This window comes from Pseudomonas sp. PDM14, from assembly GCF_014851905.1.
Classification (GTDB): Bacteria; Pseudomonadota; Gammaproteobacteria; order Pseudomonadales; family Pseudomonadaceae; genus Aquipseudomonas.
This window is the reverse complement of the sequence record NZ_JACVAQ010000002.1, coordinates 1,169,836-1,184,642: the sequence shown is the minus strand read 5'-3', so window position 1 is coordinate 1,184,642 and position 14,807 is coordinate 1,169,836. Positions and strand designations below refer to the sequence as shown.

15 protein-coding genes and 1 tRNA gene are annotated in these 14,807 nt (G+C 64.1%); 8 read left to right on the top strand and 8 right to left on the bottom strand.

The window, feature by feature from the left end:
- Positions 1-224 precede the first annotated feature (224 nt).
- From IB229_RS18055 to IB229_RS18045, 3 genes are all read left to right on the top strand, one after another.
- Positions 225-605: a DUF2946 domain-containing protein gene (locus IB229_RS18055; protein WP_192331285.1), complete on the top strand. Its 381-nt coding sequence runs from the start codon at positions 225-227 to the stop codon at positions 603-605.
- A gap of 75 nt (positions 606-680) precedes the next feature.
- Complete coding sequence (locus IB229_RS18050) at positions 681-2,825, top strand: TonB-dependent receptor (RefSeq protein WP_192331284.1); 2,145 nt, start codon at positions 681-683, stop codon at positions 2,823-2,825.
- A gap of 9 nt (positions 2,826-2,834) precedes the next feature.
- A complete protein-coding gene (locus IB229_RS18045; RefSeq protein WP_192331610.1) occupies positions 2,835-4,346 on the top strand; it encodes a PepSY domain-containing protein in 1,512 nt (503 codons plus the stop codon).
- A gap of 88 nt (positions 4,347-4,434) precedes the next feature.
- Here the strand turns inward: IB229_RS18045 and IB229_RS18040 are convergent, their stop codons facing one another.
- On the bottom strand, positions 4,435-5,181 hold the full coding sequence (locus IB229_RS18040) for an SDR family NAD(P)-dependent oxidoreductase (protein WP_192331283.1): 747 nt from the start codon (positions 5,179-5,181) through the stop codon (positions 4,435-4,437).
- 13 nt (positions 5,182-5,194) lie between these two features.
- The gene (locus IB229_RS18035; RefSeq protein WP_192331282.1) at positions 5,195-5,548 is read right to left on the bottom strand and encodes a hypothetical protein; all 354 of its coding nucleotides are present in this window, start codon (positions 5,546-5,548) and stop codon (positions 5,195-5,197) included.
- A 346-nt stretch (positions 5,549-5,894) separates the two neighbouring features.
- Between IB229_RS18035 and IB229_RS18030 the strand changes: the two genes are divergently transcribed.
- The 4 genes from IB229_RS18030 (at position 5,895) to IB229_RS18015 (ending at position 7,996) form a co-directional block, all read left to right on the top strand.
- Positions 5,895-6,551: a tyrosine-type recombinase/integrase gene (locus IB229_RS18030; RefSeq protein ID WP_318652120.1), complete on the top strand. Its 657-nt coding sequence runs from the start codon at positions 5,895-5,897 to the stop codon at positions 6,549-6,551.
- Between the two features lie 41 nt (positions 6,552-6,592).
- Positions 6,593-6,907 (top strand): type II toxin-antitoxin system RelE/ParE family toxin, encoded by a 315-nt coding sequence (locus IB229_RS18025; RefSeq protein ID WP_192331281.1) that lies wholly within the window; start codon positions 6,593-6,595, stop codon positions 6,905-6,907.
- Between the two features lie 5 nt (positions 6,908-6,912).
- A complete protein-coding gene (locus IB229_RS18020) occupies positions 6,913-7,203 on the top strand; it encodes a helix-turn-helix domain-containing protein (RefSeq protein WP_192331280.1) in 291 nt (96 codons plus the stop codon).
- Positions 7,204-7,276: 73 nt separating this feature from the next.
- Positions 7,277-7,996: an HNH endonuclease gene (locus IB229_RS18015; protein WP_225579172.1), complete on the top strand. Its 720-nt coding sequence runs from the start codon at positions 7,277-7,279 to the stop codon at positions 7,994-7,996.
- 121 nt (positions 7,997-8,117) lie between these two features.
- Here the strand turns inward: IB229_RS18015 and IB229_RS18010 are convergent.
- The 5 genes from IB229_RS18010 to IB229_RS17990 form a co-directional block, all read right to left on the bottom strand.
- Positions 8,118-8,191 (bottom strand) — tRNA-Gly (locus IB229_RS18010).
- Between the two features lie 123 nt (positions 8,192-8,314).
- Positions 8,315-9,196 carry an alpha/beta fold hydrolase gene (locus IB229_RS18005; RefSeq protein WP_192331279.1) on the bottom strand — a complete coding sequence of 294 codons (882 nt, stop codon included), beginning with the start codon at positions 9,194-9,196 and terminating at the stop codon, positions 8,315-8,317.
- Between the two features lie 402 nt (positions 9,197-9,598).
- Complete coding sequence (locus IB229_RS18000) at positions 9,599-10,291, bottom strand: pseudouridine synthase (protein WP_192331278.1); 693 nt, start codon at positions 10,289-10,291, stop codon at positions 9,599-9,601.
- A gap of 3 nt (positions 10,292-10,294) precedes the next feature.
- Entirely contained in the window at positions 10,295-10,498 is a 204-nt protein-coding gene (locus tag IB229_RS17995) for a cysteine-rich CWC family protein (RefSeq protein ID WP_192331277.1), read from the bottom strand.
- Positions 10,495-11,979, bottom strand: a complete 1,485-nt coding sequence (locus IB229_RS17990; protein WP_192331276.1) for a sensor domain-containing diguanylate cyclase — start codon at positions 11,977-11,979, stop codon at positions 10,495-10,497. Before IB229_RS17990 ends, IB229_RS17995 begins: the two co-directional genes overlap by 4 nt.
- A gap of 314 nt (positions 11,980-12,293) precedes the next feature.
- Between IB229_RS17990 and IB229_RS17985 the strand changes: the two genes are divergently transcribed.
- Positions 12,294-12,950: a class I SAM-dependent methyltransferase gene (locus tag IB229_RS17985; RefSeq protein WP_192331275.1), complete on the top strand. Its 657-nt coding sequence runs from the start codon at positions 12,294-12,296 to the stop codon at positions 12,948-12,950.
- On the opposite strand, the gene atzF is transcribed toward IB229_RS17985, so the two are convergent.
- The gene (gene atzF / locus IB229_RS17980; RefSeq protein WP_192331274.1) at positions 12,947-14,752 is read right to left on the bottom strand and encodes an allophanate hydrolase; all 1,806 of its coding nucleotides are present in this window, start codon (positions 14,750-14,752) and stop codon (positions 12,947-12,949) included. The two genes, IB229_RS17985 and atzF, sit on opposite strands and share 4 nt — an antisense overlap.
- Positions 14,753-14,807: the final 55 nt, after the last annotated feature.

Genomic DNA, 14,807 nt, shown 5'->3' with positions numbered 1-14,807 from the left:
CTTTTCTCGGTGCCTGTTACAGTTTTCAGCCAGGTTGCGGGTGCGTGTCGGCGGCGCGCGCCAGGCGTTGCCAGATGCACCGCGCTGGTCTTGAATGATCTTCAGCGTCGTCCCGCGTGGCCTGCCGGCTCGGCAATCCATACGGGGTTACGGGGCAGGGTGCGGCAAAACGTCTTTGCCGCGCCGCTTCTGTACTGCCGGACCGCAATGCTAGAGTCGCCGCCATGAAAATTGCCCGCCCAGACCGCTCGCTGATCGCCCTGATGCTATTCGTCAGCGTGCTCTTCAGCCTGTTCGTCTGCGGCGTACACCACGGCCAGATGAGCGGCCTCAGCCTCAGCGGCCTGGACGGCGGCTTCTGTTCGGAAAGCGCCCACGGTTCCGGTGTCGAGCTGGGCGGTGACGAAACCGGTCATGCCATGGCCGACTATTCCTGCCCGCTGTGTTCTTCCTTCGGCATGGCCCTGGCGCTCAACTCCGCCAACTGGGGCGTGGATTTCCAGGCGCCGCTCGCCGCGCTGCCGAACGAGCAGTCGAACGGGGCACAAGCGCCGCCGCGCTACCTCTGGCCCTCGCTAAATCCCCGCGCTTCGCCTCTCGCATAACCCTGCATGACGCCACCGCCCAGGCCGCTACCGCGGTCGCTCGGGCGAGTCATTTTCCCTGCATGGATATGCTGCATGACCCAGAAATATGCCTGCCTGGCGCTGCTGTTCAGCGCTTGCAACACCGCGTGGGCCGACCACGCGCTGCAACTGCCTGGCAGCACCGTCAGCGCAATCAAGGAACAACCCTCGGGCCTGGTGCTCGACCAGCCGATCAAGACCGGCTCGCGCCTGGGCCTTACCGCCCGCGAAACCCCGGCCTCGGTGAGCGTCGCCGACCGCAGCGTGATCGAGGCGCGCGGGGCTACGGACACCCAGGACGTGATCAACGGCATGACCGGGGTGAATGCCTCGGCCAACCCCGGCTACGGCGGCTTCGTCTCCTACCGCGGCTTCACCCAGAACCAGATCACCCAGCTCTACAACGGCATCAATCTCGGCTACAGCAGCGCGACCCGTCCGGTGGACGCCTGGATGATCGACCGCGTCGAGCTGATCGGCGGGCCGTCGACCTTCCTCTATGGCGCCGGCGCCGTGGGCGGCTCGATCAACTACCTCTCCAAGCTCGCCAGCCGCGAGAACCTGGTCGAAGGTCGTTTGCGCTACGGTAGCTTCGATGAGTCGGACGTATCATTCGGCCTCAATCAGGCGCTCGGTGACGAGGCCGACGCGCGCCACTTCGCGCGCCTGGATTTCAGTCGTGGCAACGGCAATGGCTACATCGACCGTAATCAGCGCGAGACCAGCAGCTTCGCTTTTTCCCTGCTCAGCGACCTGACGCCGGACCTGAGCCATACGCTGGCCATCGAGTACCTGGAGGACCAGGAAGACAGCCCGTACTGGGGCACGCCGGTCCTTCCGGGCCGCGACACGATGAAGATCGACAAGAGCCGCCGCTTCGAGAACTACAACGCCGGCGATGGCCGCTACGAGCAGCGCGTGCGCTGGGTACGCTCGATCACCGATTACCACCTCGGTGAGGCCAGCAGCCTGCAGAACACGCTCTACCACTACAACGCCCAGCGCGACTATCGCAACATCGAGACCTACAGCTACAACGCTGCCGGCGACGTTGCCCGCTCCGGCGCCTACCTGCAGCGCCACGACCAGAACGTACTCGGCAATCGCCTGGAACTGCGCCATGACAACCAGTTGTTCGGCCTCGGCAACCAATGGTCGCTGGGCGTCGACTACTCGCGCATGCGCCAGACGCTGCACCCAACCGGCAGCAGCTGGAGCGACAGTGTGGACCCGGATCACTTCGATCCGGGTAGTTTCTACGACATTCCTGGCGTCAACGCAGGCCTGCGCAAGCAGCGCCGCCACGAGATCACCACCGCGGCGGTGTTCCTGGAAAACCGCCTGATGCTCAGCGAGCGCCTGTCGCTGCTCAGCGGCTTGCGCTATGACCATCTGAACATGGAGGTGACCAACTACGGCACGGTCTCCGCCACCAGCCCGGCCTATTTCGAGCGCACCTGGGAGCCGCTCAGTGGCCGCCTCGGCGTGGTCTATGAGCTCACGCCAGCGGCCAACCTCTACCTGCAATACAGCACCTCGGCGGACCTGCCCGCGGGTTCGCTGGCCTCGGCGACCTACTCCAACGTCGGCCTGTTCGACCTGTCCAAGGGCGAGCAGTGGGAGGCGGGCAGCAAGTTCGACTTCCTCGACGGCCGTGGCTCGGCCACCGTGGCGCTGTACCAGATCGTGCGCCGCGACTTTGCCGTGCGCGATTCGAGCAACCCCAACCTGACCGTGCAGGCGGGGCAGCAGACCTCGCGCGGCATCGAGCTGGCGGGCAAGCTGCAGATCACCCCGCAGCTGCTGGCCGAAGCCAACTACGCCTACGTGGACGCCGAGTATGACGAGTTCAACGAGGCCGCAGGTGGCGTGTCGGTGTCGCGCAAGGGCAACACGCCGATCAACGTGCCGGACAACGTCGCCAACCTCTGGCTGACCTACGAGATCACCTCGGCCTGGGCGGCGGGTGTGGATGCGCGTTACGTCGACTCGGTGTTCGCCGACAACGCCAACACGGTCAAGGCGCCGGCCTACACCCTGTACGGTGCTTTCGCCCGCTACCGGATCGACGAGCACACCGCCGTCACCGCACGGGTGCGCAACCTCACCGACGAGGTGTACGCCAAGCAGGCCTACGGCACGCAGTACTACATGGGCGCGCCACGCACCTTCGAAGTCGCCCTGGACACGCGGTTCTAGGCCATGAAGATCAAGCGCCATCTGTACCTCTGGCACCGCTGGCTGGGCATCGTCCTCTGCCTTTTCATGGCGCTGTGGTTCGTCTCCGGGGTGGTCATGCTGTACGTCGGCTACCCCAAGCTGACCCCGGCCGAGCACCTGGCGCGGCTGCCGGTGCTCGACCCGCGCACCTGCTGCATCAGCGCTGCCGATGCCCTGCGCGCCAGCGGCGTCGAGCAGCCGCCCGCGACCCTGCGCCTGACCTCGGCGGCGGGCACGCCGCGCTACCTGCTCGGCTATGCCGATGGCCGCAGCGTGGCAGTGGATGCGCGCAGCGGCGGGCGCATCGAACGGGTCGACGCCGAACAGGCGCTGGCCAGCGCGCGGCAATTCGATGGCAGCGTTGCCGCGCACTACCGCGAGCAGGTAGAGGAAGACACCTGGAGTCGTTCGCGCGCCCTGGATGGCGATCGGCCGTTGCACGTGGTGCAGCTCGACGATGCCGAGCAGCGCCTGCTGTACATCTCCAGCCGCAGCGGTGCGGTGGTGCGCGACGCGACCTGGAACGAGCGCGCGTGGAACTGGCTCGGCGCCTGGTTGCACTGGCTGTATGCCTTTCGCGACAGCAACTGGTGGACCGACATCGTCATCTACCTGTCGCTCGCGGCCACCGCCATGGCGCTGCTCGGCCAGGTGGTCGGCGTGCTGCGCTGGCGCTTCTCGCGGCCCTACCGCAACGGCGCGCGCACGCCGTACAGCGGCTTCGCCCGCTGGCATCACGTCGGCGGCATGCTGTTCGGCCTGGTGCTGATCGCCTGGATCTTCAGCGGCCTGATGTCGATGCGCCCCTGGCACCTGTTCGAGAATCAGTCGACCTTGTCGCTCGCCGCCTACCAAGGCGGTGCGTTGAGCGCCGAACGCCTGACGCTGGCACCTGCCGACGTCCTGCAGCGCATGCAGCAGAGCGGTGTGCAGGCGCGCGAGCTGGAATGGCGGATGCTGGCCGGCACGGCCTACCTCACCGCGCGCGATGGCGCCGGTCGCAGCCGCGTACTGGCCCTGGAGGAGGAGGGCGGCCTACCACTGCAGCAGCTGCCCGACGAGTTGCTGCGAAACGCCGCTCGGGCGATGCAACCCGAGGGGAAGCAGCAGGTCGCGGTGTTGCAGCGTTACGACAGTTACTACTACGCACGGGAAGCGCAGAGCATGTACGGCAACCAAACACGTCCGCTGCCGGTGCTGCAGGTGCGTTTCGACGACCCGGCGCAGACTTGGCTGTACCTCGACCCACGCAGCGGCGCGGTGGTGCTGCAGCTGGATGCCAGTGGCCGCAGCGGACGCTGGCTGTTCAACCTGCTGCACAGTTGGGATTGGCAACCGCTGCTGGAGCGGCCGTTGCTGCGCGAGGTGCTGATCATCGCCTTCAGCCTCGGCGGCCTGGCGATCAGCCTGACCGGCGTGGTCCTCGGCTGGCGGCGCTTGCGGCGCCAGCGGACGGCAAACCTGGCGAGTGCTGCGCGTGTGCTGCGCCAGTCGCGCTGAGCATTCTGCAGGTATAAAAAAACAGGGCCCGCAACACAGCTTGGGCCCTGGTTACCAAGGGAGCTTTTTCAGTCGCGCGGTGGGCGCATCAACGCAGGGTATAGCCGTTGTCCACCACCAGATCCTGGCCATAGAGGCCGCGCGCGGCATCCGAGAGCAGGAACAGGATGGCGTCGGCGACGGCGCCGGGTTCGAGGAACTGGCCACTGAGCAGGCGCTGGTTGACGCTGCCGGCGACGCTGGCGAGCTGCGTGTCGTCCAGCCCTAGTGAGCCCCAGATCGGCGTGGCGGTCGGGCCGGGCGATACCAGGTTGATGCGAATGCCCTGGGTGGCCAGCTCCACCGCCAGCGTGCGCGCCTGTGCCTTCAGCGCCGTCTTCGAGGCGATGTAGGCGGCGAGCCCGGGGAAGGTCACCTGCGAGAGAAATGTGGCGATGAACACCACCGACGCCGGCTTGGCCAGCTGCTCGCGCAATACCGCCAGGGTATTCAGTGCGCCGGCGCCATTCACCGCCCACTGACGGTCGAACGCGTGGCTGTCGAGGCCATCGGCGAGCTGGGCGATACCGGCATTCGGCACCAGAAAGTCGATGGGCCCGAGGGCGCGCGCCCGTTGTGCCAGGCGCTCGAGGTCTGCCTGCTGGCTGACGTCACCGGCCAGCCAGTGCAGGCGGTCGCCGAAGCGTGCGTGCAGATCCGCCAGGCCGCCCTCACGGCGAGCCATGGCCAGCACCTGGGTACCGCGTTGCAGCAGGCCCTCGGTCAACGCCAGGCCGATGCCTGAACTGGCGCCGGTGACCACGGCGATACGGTCGTTGAACTGTTCATTGAGCATGATGCGACTCCTGTTAGCGGTACGAACGGTGGATGCGCGAACCGCTGCGGGTCACGGTCTGCCCCGGAGCGAAGCTGGCGTTGGGCGAGCGCACGGTGTGGCGTTCACCGGCCTCGCTTTCCACCTCGTAGGCACGCTCGCTGAGGCCGGCACCCTGTTGCGTGGCGCCACCGAGAAAGAAGCCGGCACCCGCCCCGACGATGGCACCGGCCGGGCCGCCGGCAGCCGCACCCAGCATCAGGCCGCTGAGCGTGCCGACGCCTTTGCCGGCGGTGGTATCGGGAACTTCGCGAATCACCTGGTCCGCCGCGGCGAACAGCGGCAGAGACAGACCGAGGCACAGTGCAAGGCATGGAGCGGTTTTCATGGTTGATCCTTTATGGTTTCGATTGAAGGCGGATCTACCTTTTTCAGATTTTGTGCCAAGTAATTAACCGATAAAAATCAATTAGTTAAAATATTTAGTGTTTTAATGACTCTTTTTCTATGGTGTCTTTATGACTTAGTTTTGAGTCTTAATGACCCTTTTTCTTTGATAAAAGCGAGCAAGAACCCCTGGAAGAGTTTCAGATGAAAATGCGGTTGGACCATTGGCGCGGGGGCGAAGCCGCAAGGCTTTCGCGTAGGCGAGGGTGCGATCACGGGACCCTGTTGCCATCAAGGTTGATGGTGCTGCGACCGCTATGGTTCGGGCTCGATGGCTTGCCCTGGGCGTGACAGGAAAAGCCGCTAACAACCGGCTTGGTTATTTGAAGTCCGTCTATAACGAACTGCACAAGCTCGACGTGATCGACTATCCGTGCCCGTTCACCCGTATCAAGCCGATTCGGCTACAGGAGCGTGAGCTGACCTACCTGACCAAACCGCAGATAGCTGCGCTGCTGGAGGATCTGCGTACTCGAGATACCGCACCGCACAGTTACATGGTCGCGGTGATCTGTTTATCGACAGGGGCGAGGTGGGGAGAGGCCCAGGCTTTGACCCCGGAAAGGATCGGCTCAGGGGTTATAACCTTCGCCAATACAAAGTCGAAGCGGGTGAGGGCGATTCCGGTTACTCAGTCCCTGGTGGATTCGATCCATAAGCACTGGAGCGAGCATGGGCCGTTCACTAACTGCATTGGCGTGTTCCGCAAGGTTCTGCTCGAAACCTCGATCAAGCCACCCAAGGGGCAGTCTAGTCACATCCTGCGCCACACCTTCGCCGCTCACTTCATCATGGGTGGTGGGCACATCGTGACGCTGAAAGAGATCCTGGGTCATGCCTCGCTGAGCATGACGATGCGTTACGCCCACTTGGCGCCTGAGCATCTGCATGACGCAATCAGGTTGGGGCCCATGGCTGACTTCCCGACCACTGCCAGTAGTTAAACCAATTGAATGGAGGTGCGCCACTGGCGTACTATTTTGACATGATCTTTATTGAAACCCCGGTTTTCACGAAGCGTCTGAAAGAGCTGCTCAGTGACGACAGCTATGCAGAGTTTCAGCGCCTGCTGGCCGAGCGGCCCGATATGGGAGATGTGATCGAAGGGACTGGTGGCATCCGCAAGGTGCGTGTGGCTTCCAGTGGTCACGGTAAGCGTGGCGGCTCCAGGGTCATCTACTACCACTTCACGTCCGCTTCCCAGATCGCATTGCTGCTGATCTATCCGAAGAACGAGAAGGATGATCTGTCAGCCGATGAGCGCAAAGTGCTCAAGCAAATTATTGATGGGTGGAGGTAATCACCATGAACAAGCTCTTTGACGACCTTCTGGAAAGCGTCCAGCAGATGGACGAGATCCGTCGTGGCGAACGTCAGCCTTCGCGGGAGTTCGCCGTGGATGCCCTGCAGGTTAAGGAAATCCGCAAGGCCACCGGCCTGACCCAAGCCAAGTTCGCCGCCATGATCGATGTTCAGCTCGGTACGCTGCGCAACTGGGAACAAGGCCGCCGTGAACCTACCGGCCCTGCAAAAGCGTTGCTCCGGGCAATCTACAAAGACCCGAAGCACGTCATTCAAGCGCTTTCATCGGTTTGATATGGCTCAATCTTGGATCGAATAGGTAGGAGTACATAGCTTGCCCCGTCGGCTAGTAACCGAAGATCGGGCCTTGATCGCCCTTGGCTTAGCGAAGCAGTGTGAGCGCGGTGAGTTGTCTCGGCAGAGTGCTTACGCCCAACTGATTGAACAACATGGCTTTGCCGGCCATACGGCCAATGCTTATCTGAACTGCTATAAGCACCTGCGCAATGGCACGCCGATGAAAGCTACAGTCAGCGCTGCGGCTATTCGCTTGATGCTAGATGACTTGCTTCCACTTGGGCCCGAGGCACTCCTAACCGCACTCCAAGCACTTATGGGGCATATTCAATACCTAGAAGGGCTCAACTCGATCAGCGTCGAGCGAGGTTTGCGAGCAGTCCACCAAAAGTACATGGGGCAACTGGCAGGGATAGCAGAGCTGGAGAGTCTGCCAGGTGATCTTGAGAGGAGAGTTCAGGCATCAATTACTGATAGCCCTTCAGCTCGTGCCAAACGACTGGCAGAAGCAGTCCAGAGGCCCGGGGTCATTTATAGGGTGGTACGTGAGTATGATCGCAATCCAGATGTAGTTGCCGAGGTTCTTCTTCGAGCTAATGGTCATTGCGAACGGTGCTCGCGTCCGGCCCCCTTTGTACGCCGCCGAGACAGCACACCGTATCTTGAGGTGCATCACGTCCAGCAACTGGCTCACGGTGGCGATGACACAGTAGCCAACGCAATCGCCTTGTGTCCGAACTGCCATCGCGAATCGCATTTTGGAAATGTAATGCCAGTGAGCAAGCGCTAATGGCCTGTTGAACGCATCGTTTTTTGGTTAGCTATCGCCAGAATGCTCGACACTTCTTCGACACCACTAAACCCCAGAAACGACAAAGCCCCGTAAAAACAGGGCTTTATCTTTTGGATTCTGGAGCGGGCGAAGGGAATCGAACCCTCGTCATGAGCTTGGGAAGCTCAGGTAATGCCATTATACGACGCCCGCTTCGAGCGGCTGCCTTTGTACCAGAATCACCCGCACAGGTGAAGCTGATTCCTCTGCCCGGCATGCCGCTGTGTTGCTGAACGTCGCGATCCTGACCTTCTCGGCAAGCTCGGACATCCCCCCTCAGCCAACCAGGGCGTGCTGCTCCCGCGCGGTGCTGCGCGGGCGTTGTTGGCCCAGTGGTGGCAGCAGGAAGGCCAGCAGGGCGTCACGGGTCTGCAGCCAGGCGGCCTTGTGTTCCATGTCGAGGAAGTGCCCGGCCTGGTTGATGATGCGGAACTCGCAGTGGCGCACGTACTGGGCGAACAGGCGGGCATCTTCGGCGGTGGTGTACTCGTCCCACTCGCCGTTGACGAACAGCACCGGGATGTCGATCTGGCCGGCGAAGCTGACGCAGGAGCGGCCTTCCATGTTCAGCACGGTCTCCACGTGGTGGCTCATCTGCGCGTACTCGTAGGGTTCCAGGCCGCTGACGTGGCGGTGGTTGTAGCGCTTGAACAGCGAGGGCAGGTGCTTGCCGATGGTGGCGTTGAGCACGGCGCCGATGTTCTCGCGATCGCAGGCGCGCATCACGTCCACGCCGCGTTGCAGATAGCCGAGCATCGAGGGGTTGACCACCGGCGAGAACGAGTTGATCACTGCCTTGACGATCCGCCGCGGGCGCCGCGCCAGTGCCTGCAAGGTGGCGATGCCGCCCCAGGAGAAGGACAGGAGGATGTCGCAGGCGAACTGCTCGATCAGCTCCAGCAGGATGTCGGCTTCTTCCTCGCGGCTCATCAGCCGCGTGTGGTCGTTGTGTTCGCGCGATTGCCCGGCGTAGGGCAGGTCGAACAGCACCACGTTGAAATGCGGGTAGAGGTAGCGCACCGACTGCGCGAAGGAGGCGGTGGTCGAGAGCGAGCCGTTGACCAGGATGATGGTTTGCTCGGCGCTGTCGGATCGGTAGAACTCCGTGTAAACGCGATATTGCCCCTGAATGTCCAACACAGCGATTTCTGGTCTCATCGTGCATGCCCCTGAGTACGGCGTTGCGGGCGCGCAGCCGGATGGTTTCGGCGGCGCGAACGTCGACAGGTAGGCATATGCCTTGAGAACTGGGGAGCCTTGCTCGGCAGGTACTGGCTTGCCGGCGTTTGTTATGAGGCGGGGTGTTTTTCCGATCCGGGCATCTTCCGTGCTGGCGAGATGTGGGCAGCCCCGTTTGCAGTGCCGTGGCACCTTGAATCTGGAAAAAGCGTCTTAGAAGTTATGTGTGACTCTTCGGTCACAAGCGGACCGTTGATTGGGATTCAAGCAGGCTTGTATGACCGCTGCAAGTCACTTGGACGATTGCTTTGCGTTACCCGCTGGAAGGTCGATTGCCCGACCTGTTCAGGTGCGTTGACCCCGCCCTGGCCCCACTTCGGTTCAAATCAGGCCGATCTCGTCGGCATGTAAAGCACGGTACTCACCGGGTTGCAGGGCCGGGTCGAGTTGCAGCGGGCCCATGCGCTCGCGGTGCAGGCCGATGACCTTGTTCTGGAAGTGACCGAACATGCGCTTGACCTGGTGGTAGCGGCCTTCGTGCAGGGTCAGCAGCGCTTCGTGGCTGCTGAGTATTTCCAGCTCTGCAGGCAGGGTGGTGAGGTCTTCGTAGGTGAAGTACAGGCCGCGGGCGAACACCTCGATGTACTCGGGTGTGATTGGCTGTTCGGTGGTCACCCGGTAGACCTTGCCCAGGCGGCTGCGTGGTTCGGTCAGGCGGCGCGACCAGAGGCCGTCGTTGGTGATGATCAGCAGGCCGCTGGTGGTGAGGTCGAGGCGCCCGCCGATATGCAGTTCGTGTTTGTCCGGCTCGTCGAGCAGGTCGAGTACGGTGCGGTGCTCGGCATGCTCGGTGGCGCTGACCACGCCGGGCGGTTTGTTGAGCATGAAGTAGCGCGCCGGTTTGCCGGCCTGCAGCAGCTCGTCGTCGAGTTCGATGCGGCTGAACTCGCGTACCTCAACGCGGCCGTCGCGCACCGTTGCACCATCCACCCGTACGCGTCCGCCCGCGAGCAGCAGACGCGCGTCAGCGCGGCTGTGCCGGGGCAGGTTGCTGAGGAAACGGTCGAGGCGCATCGCTCAGTCGGCGGCCGGCTCGACGGGCAGGCCCTGGGCGCAGCGGCTGCACAGGCAGGCCCGGTCGCGCTGTTCCTCGGGCAGGGCGTCGAGTACCGCGCGGTCGATGGGCGTGGTGAAGCACCAGCACGGCGTACCGTTCTCGACCTCGCTCATGCCGCAGGCGTTGACCTGGCCGCAGCGCGGGCAGCGGTTGGTGTCGGTCATTCCAGGGGCTCGAAGGTCTCTTCGCAGACCCGGTCGCGCCCGGACTGCTTGGCCCGGTAGAGCGCGCGGTCGGCGCGGGCGATCAGGCGGTCGAGGGTATCGTCGGCGTGCAGCTCGGTGAGGCCGATGCTGGTGGTGATCTGCAGGTTGACGCCGCCGTAGCTGTAGCGACTGTCCGCGGTCTGCTGGCGAATCTTCTCGGCCAGCTGGCGCGCGGTGCTGCTGCCGGTGTCCTTGAGCAGGAGGATGAATTCCTCGCCGCCCCAGCGGCAGATGATGTCTGACTGGCGCAGGTTGCTCTGCAGGTGCTGGGCGAAGCCGCGCAGCACTTCGTCGCCGGCCAGGTGGCCATAGGTGTCGTTGAGCTGCTTGAAGTGGTCGATGTCGATCAGCAGCGCGCTCAGCGGATTGCGGCTGCGTTTGCTCTCGTGCAGGGCCTGGGTCGCCAGCAGGTTGAAGCCGCGGCGGTTGGGCAGGTCGGTGAGCGCGTCGGTGGTCGCCAGGGCGGCGATGCGCAGCTGATAGCGACGCATCGCCAGGTGCACCATGAACATCACCACGCCACTGATCAGCGCGCAGATCAGCAGGTTGAGGTAGAGCGTGTGGCGGATGCCGGCGAGGGCGCTTTCTTCCTGTTTGTCGACGTACAGGTACCACTCCAGCTCGGGAATGAAGCGCACGTTGAGGAAGTGGTTGCGGCCATTTTCCTGGTACTTGAAGTTGCCGCTGGTGGGCGTCGGCACCTTGGCCTGCAGGCTTTCCAGGCCGGGGATGGTGTTCAGCGACTGGCCGGAACGGGCGTTCAGCGGGCCGCCGCTGGCGCCGGTGAGCACCAGGCGGCCGGTGGTGTCGACGAAGTACACACTGCGCTCGTAGCGCTGCTGGTAGTCGTCGACCAGCTTGACCACGGCGTCGACGGTCAGGCCCACGCCGGTCACGCCGAGGAAATTGCCCTGGTAGTCGAACACCTTGTAGTTGATGAAGATGGTCATGGCGTCATGGTTGGCCATGTCCACGTCGACGTTGATCTCGTAGAGGTCCTGCATGTCGCGCACGCGGAAGTACCAGACGTCGCGCGGCTCCTCCTGCTTGACGGTCTTCAGCACGCCCTTGGCCTGGTAGTAGGTGTGCGTGCGGTCGGAGATGAAGAAGCTGGTGTAGGCGCCGTAGTGCTCCTGCACCTCGCGCAGGTAGCGGGTCATCGGCTCGGCATCGGCCTCGCCGGCCAGCACCCAGTCGCGCACGAAGGTGTCGCGCGACATCATCGAGGCGATGAGGATCGGCCGCACCAGGTCTTTCTGGATCTCCGAGTAGATGTTGTCGGAGGTCAGCGGCAGTTCGGTGGTGACGATGTTGTGGCGGATGCTGTCGCGCGACGCGTAGTAACTGACCAGGCTGGTGGCGAGGAAACCACCGAGCAGGAGGATCAGCAGAAGCAGGAGCAGGTAGTTCTGGGCCTTGCGGGACGACTGCAGCGGCATGACGGAAAAGCCTTGTGATGATGGCGCTATGCTAGCGTGCCGGCGCGTCTGGCGTCACCGGGCGCGCGGTAGTTTCCACCGCGGTGACGCGGTTCGCTGAGCGATGCGGGGGATCGCCTGCCGCCGACTGCGGGTCATTGCAGCATAGTCCGTGGGGCAGGGTGTGCGGAGTTCCTTGCCTGCCGTGGGCGCAGGGCATACCGTGCACGCATGAGGTACTCCTCGGTGACCTGCAGCGCGCCCGCGCTGCCCCTTGCTGATCCGTTCCGGACCTGTCGCCGCCATGCGACGCCTGCAGCAAGCCGAGCGTCGCCATGCCGGGTTATCGCATCAAGTATTCCACCCTCAGCATCGGTGCCGAGGATTTCCACCTGTGTTCCCTGCGCGACAAGCAGCAGTTCGCCGACCACGACGGTCTGGCCGAGCGAGCGGGGATTTCCTCGGCCACCTGGTCGCTGTTCGGCCAGCTGTGGCCGTCCGGCGAGGTACTGGCGCAGACCATGAGCCGCTTTCCCACCGAGGGTCTGCGCATTCTCGAACTGGGCTGTGGCCTGGGTTTGAGCAGCCTGGTGCTGCAACGCCTGGGCGCCGATATCACCGCCAGCGACCATCACCCGCTGGCTGGCGAGTTCCTGCTGCGCAACGCCACGCTCAATGAGCTGCAACCGATCGATTACCAGGATTGCGACTGGGCCGAGGCCTACCTCGAGCTCGGTCTGTTCGACCTGATCATCGGCAGCGACCTGCTCTACGAGCGTGACCATCCGGGCCTGCTCGCCGGCTTCATCGACCGCCACAGCAAACCGGTGGCCGAGGTGCTGATCGTCGATCCGGGGCGCGGCAACAGCGCACGCTTCAGCCGCGAGATGCTCAGCCACGGCTACCAGCAGCAGGCCGATCTGCTCAATGACCTGGACGACCCGCAGGCGCCGTTTCGGGGGCGCATCCTCAGCTACCAGCGGGCGGCTTAGCCCTTGCTCTGCATGTAGGCCTTCCAGCCGCCGAAGTGGGTGATGTCGACGGCGCCGGCCAGGCCGTATGGCTCGCAGATGAAGCCGGTTTCCCAGCTGCCATCGGCCAGCTGCACCTTGCCCAGCCCCAGCGGCGCGGGAATGCCGGTGAGGAACGAGCCCAGCTCGGTGCTCGGCAGTTCCCAGACTTCCACGGCGATGGCCACGCCACCTTCGGCGACGCGAACCATGCCCGGGCGGAAGGGTGGGCCGCCGGCCAGGGCGTACAGCTGGTAATCCGGCGAACTCTGGGTGGCTTGCAGCAGGCGGCCGCCGCGCTGCTTGAGCTGCCAGTTAAGCGGCAGACCGTCGAGGTGTGCACCGCACACCACCACGCGGGCGCGGTCGTTGCGGGCGACGGTGGCCGGGGTCGGGGTATCCAGCGCGCGCGCACCGGCCAGCGGCAGGCCGTGTTGGCGCTGCAGGCCGTCGGCCAGGCTCAGCAGGTACTGGTCGGTGAAGGCGCGGCCGAACAGGGTCACGCCCCACGGCAGGCCGTTGGCCATGAAGCCTGCTGGCACAGCGACGGCGGCGTAGTCGAGCATGTTCATGAAGTTGGTGTAGTAGCCCAGGTCCGAGTTGCGCTTGACCGGTTCGGCGTGCAGCTCGTCCAGCGTCACCGGACGTGGGTAGGCCGGGGTGAGGATGCAATCGACCTCGGCGAGGATGCGGTCGCAGATCGCCTTGAGCGCCTGTAGGCGGTACTGGGCGCGGAAGGCGTCGACGGCGGTGGTGCCCGGTGCCTTTTCCAGCACGGCCTTGATCACTGGCAGTACGGCGTCCGGCTGCTGCTCGATCAGCGCGCCGGCGACGCTATAGCGCTCGGCGACCCAGGGGCCTTCATAGAGCAGGCGCGCGGCTTCGAGGAAGGGCGCGAAGTCGATCTCCACCGCTTCGCCACCGAGGGCTTTCAACTGTTCGATGGTGCTGGCGAACAGCGCCGGGCTTTCCGTACAGCCGAGAAATTCCAGCTGCGTGGGCACGCCGAAGCGGAAACCGGCGCGCGGCTTGCCGAAGGCGCTGGCGTCGTTCCACAGCGGGTTGGCGCGGCTGTATTCGTCGCGGGCATCCAGCTTGGCGGTCAGTGCCAGCAACTGGCTGGCCTCGACGGCAGTGGCGGTGAAGTAGGTCACGCAGTCCAGGGTGCGGCAGGCCGGCACCACGCCAGCGGTGGAAATCAGCCCCTTGGTCGCCTTGAGGCCGACCAGGTTGTTCAGCGCTGCCGGCACGCGGCCGGAGCCAGCGGTGTCGGTGCCGAGGGCGAAGCTGGCCACACCCAGCGCCACGGCCAGCGACGAACCAGCGCTGGAGCCGCCGGACGGGTAGTCCGGGTGCACGCTGTTGCGGCATTCACCATAGGGCGAGCGGGTGCCGTTAAGGCCGGTGGCAAACTGGTCGAGGTTGGTCTTGCCCAGCGGTACGGCGCCGAGGGCGATCAGCTGGGCGACCAGGGTGGAACTGGACTCGGGCACATAGGCGAAGGCCGGGCAGGCGGCGGTGGTTGGCACGCCGGCCAGGTCGATGTTGTCCTTGATGGCGAAGGGCACGCCGAACAGCGGCAGCTCGGCTGGCGACTTGCCGTCCAGCGCGGCCAGGTAGGGCTCCAGCTCGGCGGTGCTGAGCAGGTGGATGAACAGGTGGAATTCCGGGTTGAGCGCAGCGGCCTTGTCATGCAGGGCAAGGATCAGCTGGCGCGGGGTCAGGCTGCCATCGGTGTAGGCGGTTTTCAGCGCGCCGAGGCGCAGGTCGAATTCGTGGGTCATGTCAGGCTTCCTCGTTTCTTGCGAGTTCGTGCTGGGTCGATAGAGCCTGACCCAG

What these genes read in the sequence shown, in the direction of transcription:
- IB229_RS18055 (WP_192331285.1), top strand. Translation starts at nt 225, where the DNA reads ATGAAAATTGCCCGCCCAGACCGCTCGCTGATCGCCCTGATGCTATTC.
- IB229_RS18050 (WP_192331284.1), top strand. Translation starts at nt 681, where the DNA reads ATGACCCAGAAATATGCCTGCCTGGCGCTGCTGTTCAGCGCTTGCAAC.
- IB229_RS18040 (WP_192331283.1), bottom strand. Translation starts at nt 5,181, where the DNA reads ATGCTCAATGAACAGTTCAACGACCGTATCGCCGTGGTCACCGGCGCC.
- IB229_RS18035 (WP_192331282.1), bottom strand. Translation starts at nt 5,548, where the DNA reads ATGAAAACCGCTCCATGCCTTGCACTGTGCCTCGGTCTGTCTCTGCCG.
- IB229_RS18025 (WP_192331281.1), top strand. Translation starts at nt 6,593, where the DNA reads ATGATCTTTATTGAAACCCCGGTTTTCACGAAGCGTCTGAAAGAGCTG.
- IB229_RS18020 (WP_192331280.1), top strand. Translation starts at nt 6,913, where the DNA reads ATGAACAAGCTCTTTGACGACCTTCTGGAAAGCGTCCAGCAGATGGAC.
- IB229_RS18005 (WP_192331279.1), bottom strand. Translation starts at nt 9,196, where the DNA reads ATGAGACCAGAAATCGCTGTGTTGGACATTCAGGGGCAATATCGCGTT.
- IB229_RS18000 (WP_192331278.1), bottom strand. Translation starts at nt 10,291, where the DNA reads ATGCGCCTCGACCGTTTCCTCAGCAACCTGCCCCGGCACAGCCGCGCT.
- IB229_RS17995 (WP_192331277.1), bottom strand. Translation starts at nt 10,498, where the DNA reads ATGACCGACACCAACCGCTGCCCGCGCTGCGGCCAGGTCAACGCCTGC.
- IB229_RS17990 (WP_192331276.1), bottom strand. Translation starts at nt 11,979, where the DNA reads ATGCCGCTGCAGTCGTCCCGCAAGGCCCAGAACTACCTGCTCCTGCTT.
- IB229_RS17985 (WP_192331275.1), top strand. Translation starts at nt 12,294, where the DNA reads ATGCCGGGTTATCGCATCAAGTATTCCACCCTCAGCATCGGTGCCGAG.
- atzF (WP_192331274.1), bottom strand. Translation starts at nt 14,752, where the DNA reads ATGACCCACGAATTCGACCTGCGCCTCGGCGCGCTGAAAACCGCCTAC.